We start from the raw sequence: 25,419 nt of genomic DNA, 5'->3' as shown, positions 1-25,419 counted from the left end.
TTTATTAATCTTTTATTGATTCATCAGGTGGAACTTCAGTAATACGACCACCACGTGCTAGAAAAGCAGCAACTTCATCTTCCAGTGCCTGACGTTGTTTGAGTTTAGCTGTCACTGTTAATGTTTCAGCTTCCGCGACATCGGCATCAGATACAGTAACGTCACTTACGGCCGCACCTTTTTCTGCTGCTTGTGATTCATTTTCGTCTACAACACTGTCTTCGTTGTCATCAAAATCATTTGCGTCTGTCATTTCAAACTCCCCATCAATGTTTTCACGCACCTGATTGGAACGTGCTTTGATTTTTAGAGAAATGTATCAAGCTCTTTATCGTTCGCATAGTATCTAAAGCACCTCATTTGTATATTTTTTAATCATATTGGTAAAAAAATATATACTGATGATTCTTTTTAGATCAGATTTCAATTCACTTGATATCTTGTATTACTGAGTTGACTCAAACCATTCGCTTGCGACATAAACGTCGATTTTAACGCACTGATATTTTCAACCTGTTTTAAACCAAAGTTTCTCGCCCAAACAATAGGAAAAATAGGAGCAGATTCCATCCAACCAATCATAGACATACTATGCATCATGGCATCGTTTTGAAATTTACGGCGATGCTCATATTTCAATAAAGTTTGCTCATGAGCCCAAACGCCACGGGCGTAATCAGAAAGTAGCACATCGCATAGAATTGCTGCATCAAGGCAACCAATATTCACCCCCTGACCAGCAAGTGGATGAATAACATGGGCTGCATCACCAATTAGGGCTAAGCCATCTTTAATATAACGTTGAGCAGCTCGTGCTTTCAGTGGGAATTTTGCTCGAGGCGTTGCGGCTAATACTTTGCCCAACATATGATGACTCTCTCGTGTCAGTAATTGTACAAAATCTTCATCTGAGAGTGACGCAAATTCGTCTGCATAATCATCTGGTAAAGTCCATACAATGGATTGCCAATGACCATATTCTTGATGTTCTAAACTTGCCATTGGGAGAAAAGCCAGTGGCCCTGTTTCTAAGAAGATTTGTCTCGCAACATGTTGATGCGCTTGTTCCGTCTTGATCGCACAGCTAATACCAGCCTGATAATAATCCAAAACATCCAAATCAATCATGGCTTGTTCACGTACGAATGAGTTTGCACCATCCGCACCAATTAAAAGTTTCGTTTTCAATTGAGTTTGATCAGCGAGATGAAGAATCCAACAGCCATTTCCTTGCTCAATACGTTTCACTTGAATCTGAGTACGGTAATCATCAATCTGGTCGATCATCATGCTCTGAATCGCAAGGTTCAAGATACTTGGTTCGACCATTGAACCTAATATTTGTGCTTCATCAGGTTTAGAATGCGCTGATGTTCCAAAATTGATTTCACCAAAGCCATTTTTGTTCCACACCTGCATTCCCGTGTAGGGTTGTTGACGAGCCAACTTATCCCATACATCAACATGCTTAAGCAAATGAATAGTGGCTTGACTCAATGCAAGTACACGAGGATTCAATGATTCTAAGGTCTTCTCGTGATCCAATATCGGTGCTGCATCAAGTACAGTCGCTTGAACTCCACCTTTAGCCAGCAATAAAGCAGTTAATCCTCCGACTAAACCACCGCCCACAATCACGACATCTAAAATAGCATCATTCATGCTTTTAACCCCATTGCATAATTGGCAACGAGTGGCTTAATACCTGGAATATTTTCAAAGCACATTAGACCTGTATTTCGCACAAATTTTAGGATTGGATTTTGATTACTAAAGCCTCGCACCACAGAATCACAAAACTTAATCACACGTTGCTGATCTTTGAGTCGAGATTTTTCATACTCTTTCAGTACAGCAGCTTCACCTAAATCGGCATTTTTGATGACTTGTTGTTTTAAATATCGGGTCAATACATATGCATCACGCATACACAAATTAAAACCCTGACCTGCGACTGGATGAATGGTATGAGCAGCATTACCCATAAGTACAACACGCCCTACTGCTTGTTTTTCAGCCAAAACTTGAGATAAAGGAAAACTAAATCTACGACCAGTTTTCTCAAATTTACCAGCTCGATCGCCATAGGTTTTTTGAAGAGCATCTAAAAAATGCTGATCATTTTCATCACCTAACCACTCTCCCTCAGTACCTTTAGGCACTGGCCAAACAACAGAACGACGGTATTCACCAGGTAAAGGTAATAATGCTAAAGGACCAAGTGGGCTGAAACGTTCAAAACCGACATGGGAGTGAGGTTTGGATGTCTGCACTGTAGTGACAATCGCCACTTGATCATAATCATACACTGATGCACCAACACCGAGTGCTTTTCGACAGAAAGAATCACGTCCATCTGCTGCTATGACTAATTTGGATTGAAACTGCAAATGTTCATTCGCTTTTAATGCTTCAAGATAAGCTAAATTCTCATCCTGTTTAAGCGACGTCACTTGAACACCATCAATTAACTCAATGAGTGGATTTTTTTTGACCTCTGATAACAATACTCGTCCAAGCCATGCATTCTCAATCACTTGACCAAAGCTCTCTACTTTCTCTTGAGCCGCGATTAAACGTGCCTTACCGAAGCTTCCTTCTTCTGTGATATTTACTTCTAAAATAGGCGTTGCATATTGTTGCAGTGAATCCCAAATTCCCAATTCTTGATAAATTTGCACGCTTCGACGTGACAACGCACTATTACGGGCATCAAAACTTGAATGATATGGTGCAAGGTTAGCATCATCATAGTTAGGATAGCTGATCGCCTCTAACAATTTCACTGCAATGTTAGTTTTAGCCAGCATAAGAGCAAGGCTTAATCCGACCATTCCACCACCGACAATGATGACTTCTTGTTGCATGTTTTGATCCTTATAAAAGCAAGCAATAGCTGCATACACATAAATTCTTAATCAAATTCATCTTACAATAAAGTTTTTACTTTTTATAATGAATTAGCGTTATTGAAGATGAAGCCATAATTCATTTTTCAATATTGAATATGACATTAAAAAAAAGCCGATGTTTCCATCGACTTTTTAGATTTGTGAAAATGGTTAACTCACCATCAAGGCTTCGATATCTTCAATGGTTTTTACTACTTTAGCAGTCAGGTTTCTCGGTCCATCTTGAGTGACAACAATATCATCTTCAATGCGAATACCAATCCCTCTCCATTTTGGATCGACAGTTTCATCATCAGGGGCAATATATAAACCTGGTTCAATGGTCACCACCATACCTTCTTGATATGTTCGCCATTCTCCATCGACTTTATATGCCCCTACGTCATGAACATCCATGCCTAACCAGTGACCAGTTCCATGCATATAAAATTGACGATAGGCTTCTGTCTCAATGATTTCATCGAGATCACCCTGCATGATTCCAAGATTAAGCAAGCCTTGCACTAATATACGAACAGCAACGTAGTGTGGCTCTTTATAAGAGTTACCAATTCTAACCGCATCTATTGCAGCGATTTGTGCATCGAGCACTATATTATAAAGCGCCTTTTGTTCAGGATTGAATTTACCATTTACTGGAAATGTCCGAGTGATATCTGATGCGTAAAACTCATACTCACAAGCTGCATCTATTAAAACTAAATCGCCGTCATTAAGTTGTTTGTTATTTTCAACATAGTGCAATATACAAGCATTTTCACCACCACCCACAATACTGTTATACGATGGTACACAACCATTTTTACCAAAAATATAATTCAGTTCCGCTTCTAAAGCATATTCCATCATTCCTGGTCGTACAGATTTCATCGCTTGCGTATGTGCTTGAGCAGAAATATCAGATGCGATTTGCATTAACTCTATTTCTTTTGGCTCTTTGTGTAGACGCATCTCATCTAAAATTGTATCTAACTGAATCAATTGTGTAGGTGCAGCGGTACCACGTCGGCTTTCACCACTTGCTTCTGCAATCCATTTTGTAATTTTTGCATCAAAACTGGCTTGTTGACCAATTCTATAAAATAATCTTTCTTTTCCTTGAAGCTTTGCGATGATTTCTTCGTCTAGTAGATCAATCGCATAAGCTTCATCCGCATCATAATCATCGACTGCACCATCAATCCCTGCACGGTAACCTGTCCAGATTTCCATCTCTCGATTGCGTTCACGACAAAATAAACTGTAGGTATAACCTTCTTCTTCAGTATCAAATGTTTCAATTACAGCAACTGCTTCAGGCTCTGCAAATCCCGTTAGATAAAAAAAGCTACTATCAGCGCGATATTTATAATCAGCATCACGATTTCTAAACATTTCTTCACGTGTTGCAATAATTGCAATGCTTCTTAGGCCTATTTCAGCGGCTAATTGATCACGTCGTTTTTGAAAATCTGATTGAGTAAGTTTCATATCTTTTCTGCAGCTTAGGCTATTTAATTTAAGAAAATACAGTACTACTTATATGTTAAGTAGTACTCTTGATTAAATGTAATCAACTTGGTCGATGAGGTGTAAACATCTCAACGACACTTTGCTCATTTTTTTTCGAAATTGTTGGTTTTACATGTTTCAGTAATGAGCTTTCTTCAACAGCAATCTTGGTTCGTCCAACAGATAAACTCACTGGAATTAATCGAACAAATTCATAAAGTTCTTGATAGCTAATTTCACCTTCTTCATCATTATCAGAATCTTCAAACTCTACTGCTGCAATATCTTGCAAGTGTTCAATCAACTCAGCTTCGTCAGTACGAATATGACCAGACGCTAATCCAAACCCCAATACTACTCCAGCACACCAATCTGCTAAAGCTTGAACACGCTCAGACAATACATGTTCATCATCAGGCAAAATGGGTAAATAATCTAATTCATCTTCTGACAAAGCATGCGAAACATCTTCAGATTCCTCAGCAAGTAAATTGAGTGCAGCAGGTTCTAATTGAGGCACATTCAATGTAGACAAAATTTGTAACCACTCCTCATGAGATGGCGGTTGGGTTACACAAACAATACCTGTAAGTAAACCATGTAACTCACTTGGACTAGTAATTTCCTCAATTGAACCGAAATGTTGGTTCCAATCTGTCCAACCTGAAATATCGTCTTGCATTCGTTTTTCCAATCTCTATACTTCTGTATATATTACCTTTGATTGCGAAACTACGCGACCTCGTTATGTTAGAACAATTACAGCGTTTACAAACGCATTTAGGCACGCTTAAACATCGTTTGTCCGAAACCGAACAAATGAATAGTTCTCTTGAAGCTAAACAGAAAGAACTTCAGGAAACTCATCAAACTCAAACCGCTCAAAAAAATAGCATCATCACTCAAAAGCAAGAACAGATTGAAAGTCTAAATGACAAATACAATCAATTAGATAGTATTTATAAAACCTTAAATCAAGATGCTACTGCTTTAGCAGAACGTTATAGTCGTTTAGAAAAAAGTTGTACTGATTTAAAAAATAGATTTCAGGAAATCTTGGCTGAAAGGAATGAGTTAAGAGTCATCAAAGAAAAAATGTTGGCTGAACAACGTCAAGCTCAAAAAGAAATTGATGAATTGAAGGCTGAAAATCAACGTTTAATCAAAAAAAATGAACTCGCTAAAACTAAGGTTGAGCAAATCATTCAACGATTGGCCATTTTAGGTACTGATCAAGATCATCATGCCCAAGAAATCCAACAATTAGAAAATCCGGCTGAACAAAATGAGGAAGCATAATTATGTCTGAAGTCGTTACAGTCGAGTTAAGACTAATTGAACAAACATTTAGACTTTCAACCACTCAAGATCGGAAAGATGATTTACAACGTGCTGGTGATTTGCTGAATGAGAAATTTCAAGAATTTCGTAGAAAAGCACCTAACGTAGAACACAATAAGCTCGTTATCATGGTGGCTTTAGAGCTTATGCAAGAAGTTTTAACAATGAACAAATCCTTACAAGAATATTCTCACTGTGAACGCTTACTTGCAACAATCTTGGAAGACGTTGAAAAAACTGTATAAATTTGATCTAAGTTTGCACAGTCAGTTTTACTGAGTGAATTATCACGCAAATAATGGGTACACCAAGGTTTGCCAATCTCACTCATTTCGTTATACTTAATTTAACTCTGGGATGTTCGCCAGCGGGTCTATTCCCCTGCCGATACTTAAACTTATGGATTGTGTTCTGTATATTTAGAGCGTATGCCCACCTCGAGTGGGAAACCCAGCAAGTATACGTCGCGTCCACCTTGAACTCGTCGGGTTCAGGGTAACGACACATGCAGCGGCATCTCCGGAGTCTTTATTTTATTTTCTCTTTTTTCTTATTTTTGAATAAACATCCTTGCGCTTTATCCCAAATTAATAATCAATATTAATAATTTTTGATTTTTATCACATTATTTTCACTATAAACAACTTATTAGACACTAATCTAAAACAAATATACTTAACTCTCAATATTATTTAATTATTTAAACCTATTGATTTATATATATTTAACAATATAAAAAATTGACATATTATTTGTAAATTTGGTTAATAATGACCAAGTAACTTTTCTAAAATTTAAATTATTATTCCCCATAATAGAAATTACACAAAAAGTATTTCATTTTAATGTCTTCTTATTGTTTAAAGACTTCATATTATTAGTCAAACATTATAAACAATGAGAATAGATTTATATTTAAAGGAAGAGAATATGTCTAAATTAGCAAAATTGGCTGGGGTTGCGAGTATTGCTGCATTACTAAGTGCATGTGGTGGTGGAAGTGACTCGAAGCTTGACATGCCAAATGATAATTATATTAAACCAGGTGATGTGAGCTCTACATTTATACCTTTTAAAGATAAGGATTTTTTAACAAAACTTAAAGAAACGCTTGGTTTTTCAGAATCTTTGAATGTCATGGATGATCGATTTAATCAAGCATTAGGACACATGATTGGCGAAACATTGGGTGATGGACCCATTACTCGTACAGGTAGAGTAATTGAATTAACAGATCAAGGAACAAGTGCATTTACAATTTTTAGAAATTTAATTTGTACTGAGCTAACTAAAAGTGGAACTACTCAAACAATCAAGCTAAAAAGTGGTAATGATTCTTGTGCTACTAGTTTCGGCAAGGAAGTCGTAACATTTAAAGGAGGATCTATTTCGCTTACTGAAACATTAAGCTCAACCACAGTTGAGTTTAATAATGCGCTTTATACACCGTGGACTGATACATCTAAACTATATTTAGTCACTGGTAAAATTGTAAAAGATACAGTTGGTTCTAATGGCGCAATTTATTCTGTAAAAGATCCTTTAAAATTCCAGATTGTAGATAAAAACAACCCTAGCACTACATTGGAATATATGGGGCTACAGGATTATGAATACCGTTTTTTTGATGAACAATTACAAAGTGTGTCAAGTAAAGGTACAATCGTTGGCCAACCTAAAGATGCTAATTTTTCATATGCATTCAACTTCAGTGTAACTCAACCATTCGAAAAAGAGTCGTGGAGAATTTACCCGAAAGCAGGCGGTAAGTTAGAAATTATTGATGAGTACAATCAAAAGATTGTCGTTGAACAAACTAAAGATTATTCATCATCCGCATCAGTTCGCTTTAACTCAGGCGTGCCAACTAATGTGTCTTGGAGCGATATCGTTAAGAAGAAATAGGCATAAAGCCCCCATCTGGGGGCTTTATTTAACCATTTAATTTCATATGTTGAGCATTCTCTGACATTCTGAGCTGCTCATAATTTACAGGATCATATGCGCATGCACTTACAATCAAAGTAGAAGTAACTACTGCGATAAAAGTTTTCATCTCACATTTACTCATTAACCTAGATGTGAATAATTTAAAGCATGGCTAAAAACAAATAAAACCGATTAAAATTATTAAAACCATCTATTTTTTAGATTAATAATTACTCATCATGAAGCGCACACTCATAATTTTTAGGATCATCACTGCATCGTATCTTTTTAAGGATAGACATCATTTCAGGATGATAATGCCCCTCTTTCGTCATTTGAATCCTAGCTTCACGCATAATTTTCAAATATCCAGGTTTCTCAGCATCTCTTATATTCATCCAAAATTTAGGATCAATTTTAGATTCAGTTTGATCAATAAATTTATAAGCTGGTGTTAATTGCTTAGAAATAATCTCCCTTGCTATGGGCCCCATTCCAGCAGGAAATTTATTTCGATGCATAATCAATGTACCCGTCACTTGAACGAGTGGAAAACGAATAATTGCCCCTCTTACCTCGCCCTTGTTCGTCATTCCACGATAGAGTTCCAAAGGTTCAAATAAGATTGCAGGCGCAGCGATAATATCAACTTCCTTATTGTTGAATTTCCCGCCCACAGAAGTTAAATCCACTGTAACTGGTTGAGCACCAACATTTTGAACTAATTTTTTTTGGGTTGCGTCAAAACTCATTACAGCGACTTTTTTCCCAGCTGCTTTAGATAAAGCATCAATTTTACGATCATTTACCATAATATAAGCAGCACCTAAAGGCACAATACCGACAACCTCATAATCCCTATTGACCATTTTCGAGTCAAATTCAGGTCTTGCTAACAGCTGAATCACTTTAGTCAGTTGTTTATAGTTTTGAACTGCACCTATTGCATCAATACTTCCAACAAAAGAGTTGAATTGCTTAGCACGTAAATTACTTATTCCCGCACCATCACAACGTTTACTTCTAAAGTCTTCAGTTAAAACCCGTTCATCTGTATAGACTTTTAAATTAACTTCAGTGGATGTTTTTTGCTTTAATTTTGGATAATTCAAATCTATCTGCATTTGTAGCTTAGCCGTACGATTGACAGTCATTTGCACGCCGAAATCTTGAGCAACTTTAGCAATTCGTGGTAATTCACTCATATAGCTCGTCGCTTGCTCAAACGCTTCACCATGAGCACCGCTCGGTGAATATACACATAAGGTGACTTGTTTCGGAATCTGTTGCCAAACTTTTGGATCATTCAGTAGTTTTTTTATTTTATTTACAGAATGGCTGGACAATGATAAATCCAACTTAGAGCTAGTTTGAGCATTTACATGATTTGTGATTAGACCAGAAAGACTAATTACTGTCGTGAGCATAACCATACGATAAGCATGCTTGCTCTTTTTAAATAGACTACCGTTTTTTTTATTTTTCATTATCGTTCCCTTTTCTATTTTTTATGATCAAAGCTTCATTGATCTGATTGAGTTCAGCTTACCGGCTTCAATTAAAAATTAAATTGACCCTAATCTTTTATTTGTTACACCTAGAGTAAATAAAAAATATACTATCGAAAATATTCAAATCAGATTGATTAAACCTGAGTAAAAATCGATAAACTACTTACCTTACACATGCACTTAGATTGGTATAGTTTGAAATGCAGTTGCAAACACAACTTTTAAGAAAAAATCTACGCTCTCGTAGAAGACAACTCTCAATTTTTACGCAACGACGTTCTGCTTTTCAGGTTTTGTCAAAAATCCAATCTCACTCTAAATTTAAATCTGCAAAAAAAATTGGGATTTATTTAGATGCATTCGGTGAAATACAAACACATATCCTAATCATGCATTGCTTTTCAAAGCATAAAGTCGTTTATCTCCCAAAAGTCTCCAGACTTGATTCAACTTTAAAATGGGTTCCAATTTCAAAGCATCAATATCTAAATAAACGTTTTACTAAACATAAATTGGGAATGTATGAGCCTATGCATAGATTGGGGCAAAATGTAAAACAAATTGATGTACTGTTGATGCCCCTAGTAGCCTGTGATTATCATGGAACACGTATGGGTATGGGAGGTGGCTTTTATGATAGAACGTTAAAGCATGCGAGCAATCACCCCTATCGCATCGGTTTAGCGCATGACTTTCAATTAATCTTAGATCCTTTAAAGCGCCAACCTTGGGATCAGCCATTAGATGAGTTAATCACCCCTAAAATAAGATTAAAATTCAAACGAAGAATGTTAATTCACCCTAAATCCAATTGAATTTATCAAGATTAGTAGAAATAAATCGAATTTTATCGATTTTCACCCTTGTATTTTTTAAATTACACATCACTATAAAAATATGGCAACACCGTTGTCACTCATTAGGAGTGCTCATGACTGATATTATTATGAATGAAGAAAACTTAGAACTTCAGACCCCTAGCGTGTTACCGCTATTAGCTTTGCGTGATGTTGTGGTTTATCCACACATGCAAATTGCGCTTTTTGTCGGCCGTGAAAAATCGATTAAAGCAGTTGATGTAGCTCGTAACAGTGACAATTTAGTTTTTGTAGTAGCTCAACAAGATTCTCTTACAGAAGAAATTGATCACGACAATTTATATCAATACGGTACTGTCGCGAAGATTGTACAAGTCGTAAATCATGAAAACGATGAAAACTGCATTAAGGTTTTAATCGAGGGTATTTATCGCTCTAAATTGGTTAACATTTACGATCAAAACGATTATTTAGAAGCTGAACACAGCCTTAGCCCAATGACGATCCGTATGGAGTCGGCAACTCAACAAACTCGTCTCGAAGAATTACGTGGTCTTTTCAGCCAATATGCTGAAGCGAAACTACGTAATGCGCGTGAGTTAATTAATGCTGCAAATAAAATCGATGATTTATTGCAACTCATGTTCTTTGTCGCTACACGCGTGCCGTTAAACATTGAAGTGAAACAAAAATTCCTCGAACACGATGAATTTGAAGCTCATTTACAAGAGTTAATGACTTATTTGCTTCAACAGTCTGAAGAACAACAGATTGAGCAAAATTTACATGACAATGTAAAACGTCAAATGGAAAAGAATCAGCGCGAATATTTTCTAAATGAAAAAATGAAAGTTATTCAGCGTGAACTTTCTGACATGAATGGCGGTGCTGAAGATGACATTGCTGAGATAGAAAAACGCTTAGCTGAAGCGGATCTTCCTGAGCATGTTCGTAAAAAAGCAGAAGGTGAATTCCGTAAGCTTAAAGCAATGCAGCCTGCATCGAGTGAAGCAGCCGTAGTTCGTAATTACATCGAAACTATTTTAGATACACCATGGAATAAGGCGAGCAAAGTAAGTATAAATCTTGCTAAAGCTCAAGATATTCTTGATGCTGATCATTATGGTTTGGATGAAGTTAAAGAACGTATCGTTGAATATCTTGCTGTTCAGTCACGTGTAAAAAAACTACGTGGACCAGTATTGTGTCTCGTAGGTCCTCCTGGTGTAGGTAAAACCTCATTAGGTGAGTCTGTAGCTAAAGCAACAGGTCGCGAATTCGTTCGAATGGCACTTGGTGGTGTTCGTGATGAGGCCGAGATTCGTGGACATCGCAGAACTTATATTGGTGCGATGCCAGGTAAGATTGTGCAATCACTTTCTAAAGTCGGTGTAAAAAACCCTTTATTCCTACTCGATGAAATTGACAAAATGGCTCAAGATCATCGTGGTGATCCTGCATCTGCCTTGTTAGAAGTACTTGATCCTTCACAGAATCACAAATTCAACGATCACTATCTTGATCTTGATCTTGATTTATCTGAAGTCATGTTTATTTGTACTGCAAACAGTATGAATATCCCTGAAGCTTTGTTAGATCGTATGGAGGTCATTCGCCTTCCTGGTTATACAGAGGAAGAGAAAATCAATATTGCTGAGCGTTACTTAGTACCTAAAGCAATCAAGAATAATGGCTTACGAGCTAAGGAATTGAGTGTACATGAAGAAGCAATTCGAGATATCGTACAACGCTATACACGTGAAGCTGGTGTTCGAAGTTTAGAGCGTGAAGTTTCTAAAATCGCACGTAAAGTGGTTAAAGAAGCGGTTAGTAAAAAAGCGAAAAACCTTCAAATTGAGGTTAATTCTGCAAATCTACCTGACTACTTAGGGCCACATAAATTCGATTTCGGTATGGCTGAAGAAGAAGCTCAAGTCGGTCGTGTTAATGGTCTAGCTTGGACTTCGGTTGGTGGTGAACTACTGACAATTGAAGTTGCAGCAATGAAAGGTAAAGGAAAATTTGTAACTACTGGTTCTTTAGGTGATGTTATGAAGGAGTCTATTACTGCAGCGATGACCGTAGTGCGTACACGAGCTGATGCTTTGGGTATCGATTCTACTCGCTTTGAAGAAACCGATATTCACGTGCACTTACCTGAAGGCGCTACACCTAAAGATGGTCCTTCAGCTGGTCTTGCTTTGACGACAGCATTAGTTTCAGCGTTTACTGGCATTGCGATTCGACCTGATATTGCAATGACTGGTGAAACCAGCTTGAGTGGCCGTGCAATGCGTATTGGTGGTTTAAAGGAAAAATTACTGGCTGCACATCGTGGCGGTGTAAAAATGGTCTTTATTCCACAGGAAAATGCACGTGATTTAGTCGAAATTCCTGATAATGTGAAAGAAGGTTTAGATATCAAAGTTGTAAAATCAATTGATGAAATTTTACCACTAGCATTAACCTCTATGCCCAAACCATTAGTCAAAACACCCATTGTTAAAGCAGTTGACGAATCAAAATCTGCACGACACTAATCGGTCTTTTAAGTGAAGAAAGAGAGCTTAGGCTCTCTTTTTTTATAAGATGTCAATGGATGCAAAATTAACAACTCATTATGTTTTAACTTTTGATTTTATAAATTCATCACTTTGAAATGTATAATATCGTGAAAATTCTAGTGACACACTTTCATGAAAATTCGTATCTTGACCATTGGTCAAAAAATGCCAGCATGGGTTCTTACTGGTTTTGAAGACTATTTCAAAAGAATTCAACCTTTTGTACAAACTCAAATTGTTGAGCTTCCTATGGCGAAACGCGGAAAGAATGACTCTGAAGCTGATATTTTAAAATACCGTAATATCGAAGGCGATAGCATTTTAAATGCACTGAAAGGAAATGAACTTTTAATTGCACTTGAAGTGGGAGGAAAAGAGTTTAGTACAGAAAAATTAGCTGAAACCATGAAAGGTTGGATGCTTGAAGGGAATGATGTTGTACTCGCGATTGGTGGACCTGATGGACATTCTGATGCTGTTCGTAAAGCTGCTGCTTGGCACTGGTCTTTATCTAAATTAACGCTACCCCACCCTATGGTTCGCATTCTGTTGATTGAACAACTGTACCGTGCCATGAGCATTAACCATAACCATCCGTACCATCGTGCTGGATAATCGTTCCGAATTTGCAACATGATGTTCAAATTTAAATGGTTACTCTGACTTCTAAAATTTGCGATGATCACCTCATACACCTAAGAATGGAACCACCCTCATGACTATTCAAACGCTACCTGGCTTATTCATCTCACATGGCTCTCCAATGCTGGCTTTGAATCCTGAACAGGTTGGTCCAGCTTTACATCGCTTGAGTCTCAATTTGCCCAAACCTAGAGCGATAATCGTCATGTCTGCGCATTGGGAAAGCAATGCACTCGAAGTAAGTACGGGGGCTAGACCTGAAACATGGCACGATTTTCGAGGTTTCCCAGATGAACTCTATGAAATTCGCTATCCTGCCCCTGGTGCTCCAGATGTTGCTGAACAAGTTTTAAATTTATTCGCTGAGGCACAAATTACTGCACATGCCAATAGTACACGACCTCGTGATCATGGTGTATGGATGCCTTTATTACATATGTATCCAGAAGCTCATATCCCCGTAGTCGAAATCTCTTTACCCATGACGATGTCTGCTGAAGCGATATTTAAAATTGGTCAAGCTCTCGCTCCATTAAGAGATCAGCAAATATTATTAATTGGCTCGGGAAGCATTACCCATAATTTAAGAGAGCTTGCTTGGCATGGTGAAGCGAGTGAAGTTCCAGAATGGGCATCAACCTTTAGAAATCACGTGGTGCAGAAGCTCACTCATTCGGATTATCCTGCTGTGTTAGCGTGGAATACGATTCCTTATGTTCATCGTAACCACCCTACGATAGAGCACTTTGCACCTTTATTTTTCTCTATGGGCACTGGTGATCGTTTTAGTATTGTTCATAGTAGTTTCACCATGGGTGCTTTAGGAATGGATATTTATCGCTTTGATTGAGATAAAATAAATTTCATTTTTCAAATGACCATCACGAATTAATCATCGATCAATGGATACATTTTGATACTGAAAAGTGCAGAATGTATCCATATTTTTTTAGATGTCCTGCGTTATCCTTCCTCTGATCAATACAATTTAGAAAACTTGTTATGAAATTAAAATTAATTGCCTTGGCTATTTTGCCTATCACACTTGCTGCGTGTCAGACTTCCGATCTACAAAAAGCTGGGGATTTAGCTGTGTCTGTGCTTCAACAACAAAATGCTGATCAAACTCTCGCTGCATACCAATGGCAAGCCAATCCACAAAATGCGCCTCAACCAATCACTTTAAACTTCACCGCTGATAAAAAACTTTCAATTCATACGAGCTGCAATACTTTATTTGGCGGATTTGAGCTAAAAAACAATACTATCGTAGCTGCTCAACTTGCATCTACCATGAAGGGATGTAATGGTTTGGCTGCCGAACAAGAACGCTTTGCTGGAAATCTATTCTCCCAAGCTGCTGTTCCTTTCGTGCTTAATTTAAATGATCGTGATAATCCAACGTTGACTTTGGTACAGCCGAATGGTGAAAAGATTATCTTCACGGGTAAAATGACACCTGAAACAAAATACAAAACTCAAGGTGAAACCATATTTCTTGAAATTTCGCCAGAAACTAAACAATGTACTGGTGTAGCTCCCCAAACTTGTCTACAAGTCAGAGAAATAAAATACAACGATAGTGGTATTAAAACGCAAGTCGATAAAGACTGGACTTTATTCTACGATCAAATTGAAGGTTTTTCTCATAGTCCGAATGAACGTCAAATCATTCGTGTAAAACGCTATGAAATCAAAAATCCTGCTGCAGATCAGTCAAAGTATGCTTATATTTTTGATATGGCTGTAGAGCGTGAAGCTGTAAAAGGTTCTCTATAAAGAATAAAAACCGAGGCTAAGCCTCGGTTTTTTATTCTTGAATATATTCTTAGAATACGCCCTGAGCTAACATCGCATCAGCAACTTTTACGAAACCAGCAATGTTCGCACCATCTACGTAATTCACAGTACCATCTTCTTGAGTACCGAATTTTACGCAGTTACGGTGAATTTCTTTCATGATTGCATGTAAACGCTCATCTACTTCTTCGAAAGACCAACCTAAACGAAGCGCATTTTGAGACATTTCAAGACCAGAAGTTGCAACACCACCTGCATTGGATGCCTTACCTGGAGCATATAGAATTTTTGCTTCAACGAATTTTTCAACTGCTGCAAGTGTAGAAGGCATATTTGCACCTTCAGCTACGCAAATCACACCATTTGCAAGCAATTTATCCGCATCATCAGCATCTAATTCATTTTGTGTTGCACATGGAAGTGCGATATCACACTTAATACCCCAAGGACGTTGCCCTTCAAGATATTCAAAACCATGCTTCGCTGCAAACTCAGAGATACGACCACGTTGAACATTTTTAAGCTCCATTACTTCAGCTAAAAGCTCTGGAGTTAAACCATCTTTAATGTATACAGTACCAGCTGAATCTGAAAGTGAAACAACTTTTGCGCCCAAATACATTGCTTTGTCAGCAGCAAACTGTGCAACGTTACCCGAACCAGAAATTGTAACTACCTTGTCTTTGAAACTGTCGTTACGAGTCTTAAGCATTTCCTCAGCGAAATACACTGTACCGTAACCAGTTGCTTCAGGGCGCGCTAGTGAACCACCAAAAGTTAAACCCTTACCTGTAAATACGCATGAAGTGTCATTGCTGAGCTTCTTCATCATACCCGCCATGTAACCAACTTCGCGGCCACCAACACCAATATCACCCGCAGGAATATCTGTGTCAGAACCTAAGTGACGGTATAACTCGATCATGAGTGCTTGGCAGAAACGCATGATTTCGCCTTCTGATTTACCTTTAGGGTCAAAATCAGAACCACCTTTACCACCACCCATTGGTAGTGTAGTTAACGCATTTTTGAAAGTCTGTTCAAAACCTAAGAATTTTAGGATTGAAAGGTTCACTGAAGGGTGGAAACGCATACCACCTTTGAATGGACCAATTGCTGAGTTGTACTGAACACGGAACGCACGGTTAACGTGTGTTTGACCTTGATCATCAACCCAAGAAACGCGGAATTGAATCGCACGTTCAGGTTCAACTAAACGTTCTAATAAACCATGAGCTGCATACTTAGGGTTCTTTTCAATAAAAGGCCATAAGCTTGTCATCACCTCTTCAACAGCTTGAAGAAATTCTGGTTGATGTGCATCACGTGTTTTAACGTAGTCTAGGAAGTCGTTAAGGCTGTTGTATTTCAACGCTTAATCCTCAGCAGAAAATGGATCAAAATTGGTCAAAATTTCAATATATTGATAAGTTTTGGCGCAAAGTATTAAATATCTTTTACAGGCACTGTACAATAGTTTTCATAATTTTTTTTAATATTTTTTTAATTTCAATTACTTAATTATAGTATTTAATAATTTTTAATTATCAAATTCATTACTTTTAATTATGGATTAATACTTATTCGGCGCTTTTATTGCTCAATAAATGACCCATAACAGCGCACCCAAAACTAACACTAATCATGTTAAAATCATCCATATTTCACACCTATGATCTCCTTTTCGCTTGATTAAGTTTTAACGTACATGCACGCACAAATCTCATTGATACAACAAGTTGATGCTTTCCTACCTCAAACCCAATGTGGCCTATGTGGCCACCGTGATGGTTGTTTACCTTATGCTAAAGCTATTGTAGAAGGAGAAGACGCGAATAAATGTGTCCCTGGCGGTCAACCTGTTGCTGACGCAATTGCTCACTTACTGAATCGCCCTAAGCTCAAAGCTGAAGAAAGCGTTTGGCCAATTCAATCTGATGGTCGCCCACAGCGTATGAAAGCGATCATACGTGAAGACGAGTGTATCGGTTGCACTAAATGCATCAGTGCTTGCCCTGTAGATGCCATCATTGGATCAGGAAAGTTAATGCATACTGTGTTAACTGATCTTTGCACTGGATGCGAATTATGTATACCACCTTGTCCAGTCGACTGTATCGATCTTGTTGAAGATTTACAGCCCATACCAAATGAGCAAGCCCGCATCTTAGAACAAAATGATCTTAGAAATCGTTATTATGCTCATATTCAACGTGAGGAAAATCGCAGTCTTCATCGCAAAGGTCCTGTCGTTAAAGCTGAAATTGATACTGCGCTTTTTGCTCAATTTTCAAAACAATTACAATCCGTACCTACTATTCAAACGATAAAAAAAACAGCGCTACATAAGACATTAGATGCAAAATCTACAATCGAACTTGCTAAATTACGTACACAAATTAAAAAGCTTGAAAAACAACTTGCTGTACGTGAGAGTCTCGATAAGCAAGAGCAACTCAGTGCTTTATATGAAAAACTCAATTCAATTGAGGGTGTTTAAATGAACGTTAAAACACCTAAAACTGTAAAAAACATGACAAAAAAGCAAATTCAAATTTTTTTTGAAAGATTAAGAGCTCAACGCCCAAACCCTAAAACAGAGCTGAATTATTCTTCACCCTTTGAGTTGTTAGTTGCTGTAACCTTGTCAGCACAAGCCACTGATGTAAGCGTAAATAAGGCCACAGATAAGCTTTTCCCTGTAGCAAACACACCTGAAGCAATCTATGCCTTAGGTGTAGAAGGATTAAAATCTTATATTAAAACAATAGGTCTCTATAACTCTAAAGCTGAAAATGTCATCAAAGCTTGTGAAATATTGATTAAACAACACAACAGTATTGTTCCTAACAACCGTGCTGATTTAGAAGCACTTCCAGGCGTAGGTCGAAAAACTGCAAATGTGGTATTAAATACCGCTTTTGGTCATCCAACCATGGCAGTTGATACCCACATCTTCCGATTAGGTAATCGTACTGGACTTGCGGTAGGAAAAAATGTACTCGAAGTTGAACACCGTCTAGTTAAAGTGATTCCAAAAGAGTTTATTGTAGACGCTCATCATTGGTTAATTTTACATGGACGTTATTGCTGTATTGCGCGGAAGCCAAAGTGCAACGAGTGTGTTGTGAGTGATGTGTGCAACTGGCCTGAACGTTTCGAATATGGAGCGACAAGACAGATCGATTTAAAACAGGTTCAACGATCAACAGATTTTTTTTGATCTTTTTTCTCTTTATCTAATTTCATCTGTTTTTGACTATCGCGAAGTAATTTAAAACTTATAAATACCAAAAAAGACAATACTGCCAAGCATGCAAGCATCAATAAAATAATGGCAATATTTTGCACTTGTTTACCTTCACATCATAAAAAAGAAGCCCTAATATGACTTAGGGCTTCTTTTTTGTCAAAGCTGAATAATGGTTATTTAGTTTGATCTAAAATTGCAAAAAGTTCTTTTTGAACTTCTTCAATAGGACGAAGTCCATTCAACTTATCATACGTTGGCGCATTTTCACCTGAAGCTGCACGCCCTTGGTAAAAGCCAACCAACTGTTCAGTTTCAGTATGATATGAACCTAAGCGCTTACGAATTGTTTCTTCTTGGTCATCTGGACGCTGAACTAAATCTTCACCAGTTTCATCATCTTTGCCTTCCACTTTTGGTGGGTTGTAGACGATATGATAAACACGACCTGATGCTGGATGTTGGCGACGACCCGATAAGCGTTTAACGATTTCTTCATCAGGCACATCAATTTCGATCACGTGATCAATATCAATGCCTTCTTTTTCCAAAGCTTCAGCTTGAGGAATCGTACGAGGGAAACCATCAAAGATACAACCATTTGCACAATCTGGTTGTGCAATACGCTCTTTAACCAGACCAATAATCAGTTCGTCAGAAACTAGACCACCATTGTCCATTACAGATTTTGCCTGTAGACCGAGTTCAGTTCCTTCACGAATTGCAGCACGGAGCATATCACCGGTTGAAATTTGTGGGACATTGTAGCGCTTGCAGATCAACTGAGCTTGAGTACCTTTACCTGCTCCAGGTGGTCCGAGTAATATAATGCGCATAAATAAACATCCTCATTTTAACTATATCGACGATACTTGGTTAATGTCTTTGGTAGGCACCAATCCAGCATCTATTTATAAGAAAGCCACAAATAAATGAATCAGACCCGCGAAGAAACCTGTTACCCCACCTAGCACAATTAAGATCCATTCGTCTTCCTGGAATGCAGGACGTAATAGATTTTGAAACTCGCGCGGCGTTAATTCACGGATACGTTCTTTAAACATTTGATAGATTTTCTGTGCGCGGCTCGCATTAAAAGCTGGGTCGCATACAGGCACCATCGTAATTTCAATTGAGCGATCGATCAAGTCTGTCTTGAGTTTTGCATACTCTTTTGGACCTAAAGATAGCTGTAATGATGTACGAACCAATGGTGTTTCCATGATTTCATTGATATGACGTTTAACAATACGGCGTGTTTTGTCTTTTTTTCCACCATACATCATTTCCATCATAATAGATTTCAATGTAATCAAATCTTCAGTCACTACACGGGCAAATACATCAGATACTTCTTCTTGGCGCTTCATAAACGCACCTTGAATATTATAAGAACCAATGCGTGGAATGACAGGTTTTATCCAAGGGAATTTACGATCTTTCGTTAATTCAAAGAATTGTGGATAACGTATATAGTGTGGTTCAACTGGATTAAATACCATCCAAATTGCAATCCAATTTGTTAAAAAGCCCCAAATTGCTGCCCAGAATGGTACAGTCCAATGCCAAGGCACGACAAACCAAACGATCATTTGGAAGATACCAAAGAACATACCGATTAATGCACTGATATGCCAAATGAAGTTAATTTCTTTTTGACCCACTTTTAGGAACATATTGACCATCAATTGACGGTCGCCTTCCATTTGACTCACTACCATCGCACGCATATCCACGAGCGACTCAACATTTAAAGTTAATTCGGTTACGAGCTCTTTCAAAACATTTGGAAGTTGCTTATGTGCTTGCGCATAAATACGTCGCTTGATTGAGTAAGGTAAGTTTTCCCATAGAACCGCATTGCGATCCATCATCACTTCATCAATTAAGTGCTCTAACTCAAAGCCAACCTGTTCACCAATGATACGAGCAGTATCCTCGGGATCCATCGCATCTAAGAACTCTCGTAAGGAGCCAAGTTTTGATAGTGTATTGTCGGTAATAATACCCGATATACGTCCTGCCTTACGTGGAACAATTCCTTGCCATCCCACCGGAAGCGGACCTAAGTGAAAACCCCAAAACTTAATTGGATAAAACACCATCTTGAGTGCCATCCAGACGTGAGCCCAAGTCACAAATGCGGTTACTGGGATAATACTCAGTACTGCATAAAAATCAGGTCGATTGACGAAGGCTTGCCACAAATCACTCACATATCCAAACATTCATGACTCTCATATTCATATATCTAATTGCAGTCGAACTTGAGGTATAAAACCATAAAGCTTTCTAAAATCCTACACTTAAGGTGTAAGCAAACTGTAGTTCTGGTTTAGTTTCAAAAATCACTTGGTTTCCTTGCGTGATTTCCTCTCCTGCTTTTATCCCTACACTAAATGTACTAATTCTTTCTTTATTCAGCATGACATAAGATAAATCTATACCACCACCGAGTTGAGATTCCTTTTCACCATTGACTGTTTTTGACTTTAGATGACCAGCAAATGCACCTAAATAAAATCCATTTAAGTCCTTAGTTCCGAGAATTATTGGATAACGAAAACCGACTTGAGCGCCCACATCGTGGTCGTCACTTAAGAAAGCGCCAAGCTTTCCGTATCCAATACCGTATGGAGTGACGTATTCTAAATTCCCATGCGCTAACCGTTGTGTAACACCAGCACCCACATTTATTTTAGAAAATTGTTCTGGTTTCAATTTTGCTTCAGGATAAAACGATGAAAAATCTGCGTATGCTAAATTCCCTACCCACATCATGACAGCAAAGGAAACGATTTTTCTCATTATTTTCTCCATTCTCTCAAACTGAGAACAATATTATTATTCATCCATAGTGCTTCGACTTTAACAGAATAATTTTCGTTCTTATATACAACAAGCTTTAAAATTAGTGTCTATTTGGTCAAATTTTAATTTTTATAACATACGAACTATTTATTAATTTTTCAAATTTTATAGTCAATCTGAGTTAAAATACTTTGATATAAAGTCAGCTTTTACCCGCAAAAAAGTAAAGATCTATGAAGCAGCAGTTCCCACTGAAGAATGTACAACAAGAAAAGCGAATTTTTCGCAGTCGAGTGGTGTTTGCTATTTGCGTGGTAATCTTTTTTTTACTTGTTTTATTGTCTCGATATGCGTATCTACAAATTGTGCATTACGACCAATTTAAAGATGCATCGGACAAAAACCGAATTCGTTTACAACCGATTTCCCCTGCCCGCGGTTATATTTTTGATCGTAACGGCATTCTACTAGCTGACAATTATCCAGTTTTTACGGCTACATTAAGTAAAGCGGATGTGCCTGATATTGAAGACACGGTAGAACGCCTTAGAAAGATTATTGACTTGAGCGAAGAAGACATCGAACGCTTCATGAGTCGTGTGAAAACCGCAAAAAAGACTGAACGTGTAACGCTTAAACTAAACTTAACTGAAACAGATATCGCTAAATTTAGTGAAGTAAAGTTTAAATTTCCTGGTGTTTCTATTGAAACCCAAATGACGCGTTATTACCCACATGGTGAATTATTTGCCCATGTTATTGGGTATGTCGGTCGTATTAACGACAAAGAACTCAAAAGCATTGATAAAGATGCTTACGCAGGTACAAACCTGATCGGTAAAATTGGTGTAGAAAAATTTTATGAAGACCTGTTGCATGGCTCACCTGGCTTTGAGTCTATTGAAACAGATGCTTTCGGTAATGTCTTACGGAAATTAGGGCGTAAAGATTCTGTACGCGGTAATGACCTCTATTTATCACTTGATTATGGTCTCCAAACCGTAGCTGCTGAGCAACTTGCGGGGCGTCGTGGTGCAATTGTTGCAATGGATCCACGTACAGGTGAAATTTTAGCGCTCGTCTCAAGTCCGAGTTTCAACCCAAATTTATTCGTAACCGGTATCAGTCATACGGACTACAGTGCACTTCGTGACAATTTAGATCAACCACTTTATAACCGAGCAGTTCAAGGGACTTATCCACCAGGTTCTACCATTAAGCCTATGGCTGCATTAGGGGGTATTCACTACGGTATTGTCGATTGGTCAACTGCTATTTCAGATCCAGGTTATTTCCACTTACCAGGAGACTCTCACAAATTCCGCGACTGGAAAAAAACGGGTCATGGTGTAGTCAATATGCACAAATCCATTGTTGTCTCTTGTGATACTTACTATTACGTTCTTTCTTACCAGATGGGGATTGATCGTATGAACACATGGATGCGTCAGTTTGGATTTGGTGAGAAAACGGGTGTAGACCTTCCTAGCGAAAGTACAGGCTTGTATCCTTCGCCAGAATGGAAAATGCGTACTCGCAATTCTAAATGGCTCAAAGGTGAAACAATCTCAGTCAGTATTGGGCAAGGTGCATTCACTTCTACCCCTTTACAACTCGCGATGGCAACTGCAATTACCGCAAATCATGGCGCCCATGTTACACCGCATGTATTACGTGAAACCAAAGGAACAAAGCAATTCAAAGTTCACAATGCACCAGATTATAAAATTGCCTTCAATGGTACTGATGAAGATTGGATTAAGATGCGTGATGCCATGGTGGATGTGATCCAATCTGGAACAGGTAAAGGGATTCGTGGTGGACTACAATATCAAATTGCGGGTAAAACAGGTACCGCTCAGGTCAAAAGTATTGCGCAAGGTAAAAAGTATAACGAAGCTTTATTAACTGAACGTCAACTGGATCACGGCTTATTTGTAGGCTTCGCCCCTGCCGACAACCCAGAAATAGCGATTGCAGTGATATGGGAAAATGGTCGTGGAGGTTCGGGAGCAACCGCGCTCGCACGTCCTGTATTAGATTATTGGTTACTCCATCGTGATCGTAAGCCAATAAAGCCGATGAATCATGTTGTCAGCGGCGGCTTAATGACAGCAGGCATTAAGCCTGGTGAATTACCTAGCGGATCTACTAATTTGTCAGCCGATCCAAATGCACTTCCTCGTGAACTCCAAACATCACGTAACAACAACAGTGCAACGAATGCAACGAATGCAACGAATGCAACGAATGCAACGAATGCAACGAATGCAACGAATGCAACGAATGCAACGAATGCAACGAATGCAAACACTGACACTCAACGCAACACGAGTCAATAAATGAAAAATCAACTCCGTATCATTGGTGGTGAATGGAAACGCCGTGTATTACCTTTTGCCACTATTGAGGGTTTAAGACCAACACCAGATCGTGTACGCGAAACTTTATTTAATTGGTTAATGTGGGATATTCAACAAGCGCAGGTGCTAGATGTTTGCGCTGGATCTGGTGCATTAGGTTTTGAAGCGCTATCTCGAGGGGCAGCTCATGTCACGATGATCGAACCTAATTTAGAGCAAAATAAATTTTTAAAATCAAACTTAGCGCTTTTAAATGTGAATAATGCAAAACTTATTCAAAGCACTGCCCAAATCGCGCTAAAACAACTCTCAAACAATCAATTCGATGTAGTTTTTTTAGATCCGCCCTATAATTTAAATCTTTGGGAGGAGTTGGCTTCATTAATTGACCAAAAACTCAAAGCAGATGCATTTATTTATGTCGAAGCTAATCAACCATTGTCATCACTTAATCTACCTTCTTCATGGCACCTCATAAAAGAAACTAAAGCTGGAACAGTTAAATCAGGCCTTTATCGCAAAATAGATTAGACATTTAAAATGTCTGATTCCAAAAAATCCGAATCAATCTGCCTCGATCGTAGGGAAACGAGGATAAAAACTCGTATCCTATCGTTTGATTCTCTTTCAGCAAATACTCAACACCATATCCAAACGTAATGCTTAATTGTTCCAGATTTGATAAGTCAAAATGACCTGTATCAAGTTTATTCTTCAATTCATTCCGATCAAAAGCTGTGAAATTAAAAAACTTAATACGTTCGGATTGAAAAATTGAATGCGTTAATACATCAAATCTCGAATATTCTTTCTCATTTAATTCTGCAATCTTCGTCTGTTCACTATTTAAATCTTCTATGGCAGGCTCATAGTGAAGTTCTTGCTGAGCTTCAAAAAAATTAAAAATGAGATTTTGATCATTCGTATTTTCATCATGATCCAAGGAATTCGCGTGAACGGCAGAAATAGAAAAAAACATCAAAGCTTGTAAATAAAGTTTAAAATTTTGAATCATATTAATTTTACGTTTCTATCTCTTATTATTATGCATGAAAAAAGCCTCCACTCAGGAGGCTTTTTTACTTAAAGGATTAAGCTAGACCTTTTTCTTTTAGTACTTCTAACATCGTTGAGCCAAGTTCAGCTGGGCTACGTGTATATGCCATTCCAGCACGCTCAAACGCAGCGAATTTTTCTTCTGCTGTTCCTTTACCGCCAGAAATAATAGCACCAGCATGACCCATTCGCTTACCTTTCGGAGCAGTCACACCAGCAATGTAACCAACAACAGGTTTCGTCACATTTGATTGGATATATTCTGCTGCTTCTTCTTCAGCTGTACCACCAATCTCGCCAATCATAATAATTGCATCTGTGTCTGGATCATCTTGGAACAGTTTCAAAGCATCAATCTGATTCATACCAGGGATCGGATCTCCACCAATACCAATACACGTTGATTGACCTAATCCTAACTTCGTAGTTTGTGCTACAGCTTCATAGGTCAACGTACCAGAACGCGAAATAATACCGATTCGTCCTGGCTGATGAATATGTCCTGGCATAATACCAATCTTACATTCACCCGGCGTGATAACACCTGGACAGTTTGGACCCACTAACCGAGTGCCATTTCCATTGGTTTCTAGATAGCGTTTCGCTTTCAGCATATCAATGGTTGGTACACCTTCAGTGATAACAACAATCAGTCCAACGCCAGAGTCAACTGCTTCAACGATAGAATCCAATACAAATGGTGCAGGAACGTAAATGACCGATGCATCAGCACCAGTCTCTTTCACTGCATCTTTCATTGTATTGAATACAGGTAAATTTAAATGAGTTTGACCGCCTTTACCTGGAGTCACCCCGCCCACAACCTTAGTACCATAAGCCAAAGCTTGTTCTGAGTGGAATGTACCATTTTTACCCGTAAAGCCCTGTACCAATACTTTAGTGTCTTTATTAATTAATACGCTCATGATTG

General features: G+C 38.2%; 26 protein-coding genes and 1 other RNA gene. 13 read left to right on the top strand and 14 right to left on the bottom strand.

Annotation, left to right across the window (positions count from 1 at the left end; all coding sequences use genetic code 11):
* Positions 1–4: 4 nt before the first annotated feature.
* From AC1M9D_RS03610 to AC1M9D_RS03590, 5 genes are all read right to left on the bottom strand, one after another.
* Positions 5–253 carry a hypothetical protein gene (locus AC1M9D_RS03610; protein WP_035269751.1) on the bottom strand — a complete coding sequence of 83 codons (249 nt, stop codon included), beginning with the start codon at positions 251–253 and terminating at the stop codon, positions 5–7.
* 170 nt (positions 254–423) lie between these two features.
* Positions 424–1,662: an FAD-dependent monooxygenase gene (locus AC1M9D_RS03605; protein ID WP_481611528.1), complete on the bottom strand. Its 1,239-nt coding sequence runs from the start codon at positions 1,660–1,662 to the stop codon at positions 424–426.
* Entirely contained in the window at positions 1,659–2,867 is a 1,209-nt protein-coding gene (locus tag AC1M9D_RS03600; protein ID WP_481611527.1) for an FAD-dependent monooxygenase, read from the bottom strand. The genes AC1M9D_RS03605 and AC1M9D_RS03600 overlap by 4 nt, the downstream gene beginning before the upstream one ends.
* Before the next feature lie 195 nt (positions 2,868–3,062).
* Entirely contained in the window at positions 3,063–4,382 is a 1,320-nt protein-coding gene (gene pepP, locus AC1M9D_RS03595) for a Xaa-Pro aminopeptidase (protein ID WP_481611526.1), read from the bottom strand.
* 82 nt (positions 4,383–4,464) lie between these two features.
* Positions 4,465–5,085, bottom strand: coding sequence for a UPF0149 family protein (locus AC1M9D_RS03590; RefSeq protein WP_481593061.1), 621 nt, complete (start codon positions 5,083–5,085; stop codon positions 4,465–4,467).
* Between the two features lie 65 nt (positions 5,086–5,150).
* Here AC1M9D_RS03590 and AC1M9D_RS03585 point away from each other — a divergent pair, with 65 nt between their 5' ends.
* The 4 genes from AC1M9D_RS03585 (at position 5,151) to AC1M9D_RS03570 (ending at position 7,649) form a co-directional block, all read left to right on the top strand.
* Entirely contained in the window at positions 5,151–5,702 is a 552-nt protein-coding gene (locus tag AC1M9D_RS03585; RefSeq protein WP_481588935.1) for a hypothetical protein, read from the top strand.
* A gap of 2 nt (positions 5,703–5,704) precedes the next feature.
* Positions 5,705–5,989, top strand: coding sequence for a cell division protein ZapA (locus AC1M9D_RS03580; protein ID WP_180027932.1), 285 nt, complete (start codon positions 5,705–5,707; stop codon positions 5,987–5,989).
* 101 nt (positions 5,990–6,090) lie between these two features.
* Positions 6,091–6,274: non-coding RNA, 6S RNA (gene ssrS / locus AC1M9D_RS03575), on the top strand.
* Positions 6,275–6,674: 400 nt separating this feature from the next.
* Positions 6,675–7,649: a hypothetical protein gene (locus tag AC1M9D_RS03570; RefSeq protein WP_481611525.1), complete on the top strand. Its 975-nt coding sequence runs from the start codon at positions 6,675–6,677 to the stop codon at positions 7,647–7,649.
* Positions 7,650–7,677: 28 nt separating this feature from the next.
* On the opposite strand, the gene AC1M9D_RS03565 is transcribed toward AC1M9D_RS03570, so the two are convergent.
* Together AC1M9D_RS03565 and AC1M9D_RS03560 are read right to left on the bottom strand one after the other, a co-directional pair.
* Positions 7,678–7,800: a hypothetical protein gene (locus AC1M9D_RS03565; protein WP_481611524.1), complete on the bottom strand. Its 123-nt coding sequence runs from the start codon at positions 7,798–7,800 to the stop codon at positions 7,678–7,680.
* A gap of 103 nt (positions 7,801–7,903) precedes the next feature.
* Positions 7,904–9,160, bottom strand: a complete 1,257-nt coding sequence (locus tag AC1M9D_RS03560; protein ID WP_481611523.1) for a putative solute-binding protein — start codon at positions 9,158–9,160, stop codon at positions 7,904–7,906.
* Positions 9,161–9,384: 224 nt separating this feature from the next.
* On the opposite strand from AC1M9D_RS03560, the gene AC1M9D_RS03555 reads away from it, so the two are divergent.
* The 5 genes from AC1M9D_RS03555 (at position 9,385) to AC1M9D_RS03535 (ending at position 14,987) form a co-directional block, all read left to right on the top strand.
* A complete protein-coding gene (locus tag AC1M9D_RS03555) occupies positions 9,385–9,999 on the top strand; it encodes a 5-formyltetrahydrofolate cyclo-ligase (protein ID WP_481611522.1) in 615 nt (204 codons plus the stop codon).
* Between the two features lie 116 nt (positions 10,000–10,115).
* Positions 10,116–12,542: an endopeptidase La gene (gene lon / locus AC1M9D_RS03550; protein ID WP_481611521.1), complete on the top strand. Its 2,427-nt coding sequence runs from the start codon at positions 10,116–10,118 to the stop codon at positions 12,540–12,542.
* Between the two features lie 156 nt (positions 12,543–12,698).
* Complete coding sequence (gene rlmH, locus AC1M9D_RS03545) at positions 12,699–13,181, top strand: 23S rRNA (pseudouridine(1915)-N(3))-methyltransferase RlmH (protein ID WP_035268469.1); 483 nt, start codon at positions 12,699–12,701, stop codon at positions 13,179–13,181.
* A 100-nt stretch (positions 13,182–13,281) separates the two neighbouring features.
* A complete protein-coding gene (locus AC1M9D_RS03540) occupies positions 13,282–14,058 on the top strand; it encodes a dioxygenase family protein (protein WP_481611520.1) in 777 nt (258 codons plus the stop codon).
* A gap of 152 nt (positions 14,059–14,210) precedes the next feature.
* The gene (locus AC1M9D_RS03535) at positions 14,211–14,987 is read left to right on the top strand and encodes a DUF4377 domain-containing protein (protein ID WP_481611519.1); all 777 of its coding nucleotides are present in this window, start codon (positions 14,211–14,213) and stop codon (positions 14,985–14,987) included.
* 49 nt (positions 14,988–15,036) lie between these two features.
* Here the strand turns inward: AC1M9D_RS03535 and gdhA are convergent, their stop codons facing one another.
* Entirely contained in the window at positions 15,037–16,380 is a 1,344-nt protein-coding gene (gene gdhA, locus AC1M9D_RS03530; RefSeq protein WP_481586470.1) for an NADP-specific glutamate dehydrogenase, read from the bottom strand.
* Between the two features lie 336 nt (positions 16,381–16,716).
* Between gdhA and AC1M9D_RS03525 the strand changes: the two genes are divergently transcribed.
* Both AC1M9D_RS03525 and nth read left to right on the top strand, forming a co-directional pair.
* Positions 16,717–17,508, top strand: a complete 792-nt coding sequence (locus AC1M9D_RS03525; protein WP_481611518.1) for an RnfABCDGE type electron transport complex subunit B — start codon at positions 16,717–16,719, stop codon at positions 17,506–17,508.
* Positions 17,509–18,231, top strand: coding sequence for an endonuclease III (nth, locus tag AC1M9D_RS03520; RefSeq protein WP_481611517.1), 723 nt, complete (start codon positions 17,509–17,511; stop codon positions 18,229–18,231).
* Here the strand turns inward: nth and AC1M9D_RS03515 are convergent.
* The 4 genes from AC1M9D_RS03515 to AC1M9D_RS03500 form a co-directional block, all read right to left on the bottom strand.
* A complete protein-coding gene (locus tag AC1M9D_RS03515; protein ID WP_481611516.1) occupies positions 18,207–18,359 on the bottom strand; it encodes a hypothetical protein in 153 nt (50 codons plus the stop codon). The genes nth and AC1M9D_RS03515 overlap by 25 nt on opposite strands.
* A 75-nt stretch (positions 18,360–18,434) precedes the next feature.
* Positions 18,435–19,094: an adenylate kinase gene (gene adk / locus AC1M9D_RS03510; RefSeq protein ID WP_035268488.1), complete on the bottom strand. Its 660-nt coding sequence runs from the start codon at positions 19,092–19,094 to the stop codon at positions 18,435–18,437.
* Between the two features lie 75 nt (positions 19,095–19,169).
* A complete protein-coding gene (locus AC1M9D_RS03505) occupies positions 19,170–20,486 on the bottom strand; it encodes a DUF445 domain-containing protein (RefSeq protein ID WP_035268489.1) in 1,317 nt (438 codons plus the stop codon).
* A 64-nt stretch (positions 20,487–20,550) separates the two neighbouring features.
* Positions 20,551–21,066 (bottom strand): hypothetical protein, encoded by a 516-nt coding sequence (locus AC1M9D_RS03500; protein ID WP_481611515.1) that lies wholly within the window; start codon positions 21,064–21,066, stop codon positions 20,551–20,553.
* A gap of 236 nt (positions 21,067–21,302) precedes the next feature.
* Here AC1M9D_RS03500 and mrdA point away from each other — a divergent pair, with 236 nt between their 5' ends.
* Positions 21,303–23,411 carry a penicillin-binding protein 2 gene (mrdA, locus tag AC1M9D_RS03495; RefSeq protein ID WP_481611514.1) on the top strand — a complete coding sequence of 703 codons (2,109 nt, stop codon included), beginning with the start codon at positions 21,303–21,305 and terminating at the stop codon, positions 23,409–23,411.
* The gene (gene rsmD, locus AC1M9D_RS03490; protein WP_481611513.1) at positions 23,412–23,963 is read left to right on the top strand and encodes a 16S rRNA (guanine(966)-N(2))-methyltransferase RsmD; all 552 of its coding nucleotides are present in this window, start codon (positions 23,412–23,414) and stop codon (positions 23,961–23,963) included. It abuts the gene before it with no gap.
* A gap of 4 nt (positions 23,964–23,967) precedes the next feature.
* Here rsmD and AC1M9D_RS03485 read toward each other — a convergent pair whose 3' ends face one another.
* Both AC1M9D_RS03485 and sucD read right to left on the bottom strand, forming a co-directional pair.
* Entirely contained in the window at positions 23,968–24,447 is a 480-nt protein-coding gene (locus tag AC1M9D_RS03485) for a hypothetical protein (protein ID WP_481611512.1), read from the bottom strand.
* Between the two features lie 76 nt (positions 24,448–24,523).
* On the bottom strand, positions 24,524–25,414 hold the full coding sequence (gene sucD, locus AC1M9D_RS03480) for a succinate--CoA ligase subunit alpha (protein ID WP_035268498.1): 891 nt from the start codon (positions 25,412–25,414) through the stop codon (positions 24,524–24,526).
* Positions 25,415–25,419 lie beyond the last annotated feature (5 nt).

The sequence above is a fragment of the Acinetobacter sp. ANC_7682 genome, from assembly GCF_056779795.1.
Note: the sequence above shows the minus strand (reverse complement) of the source record. Positions and strands in the feature narration are given on the sequence as shown.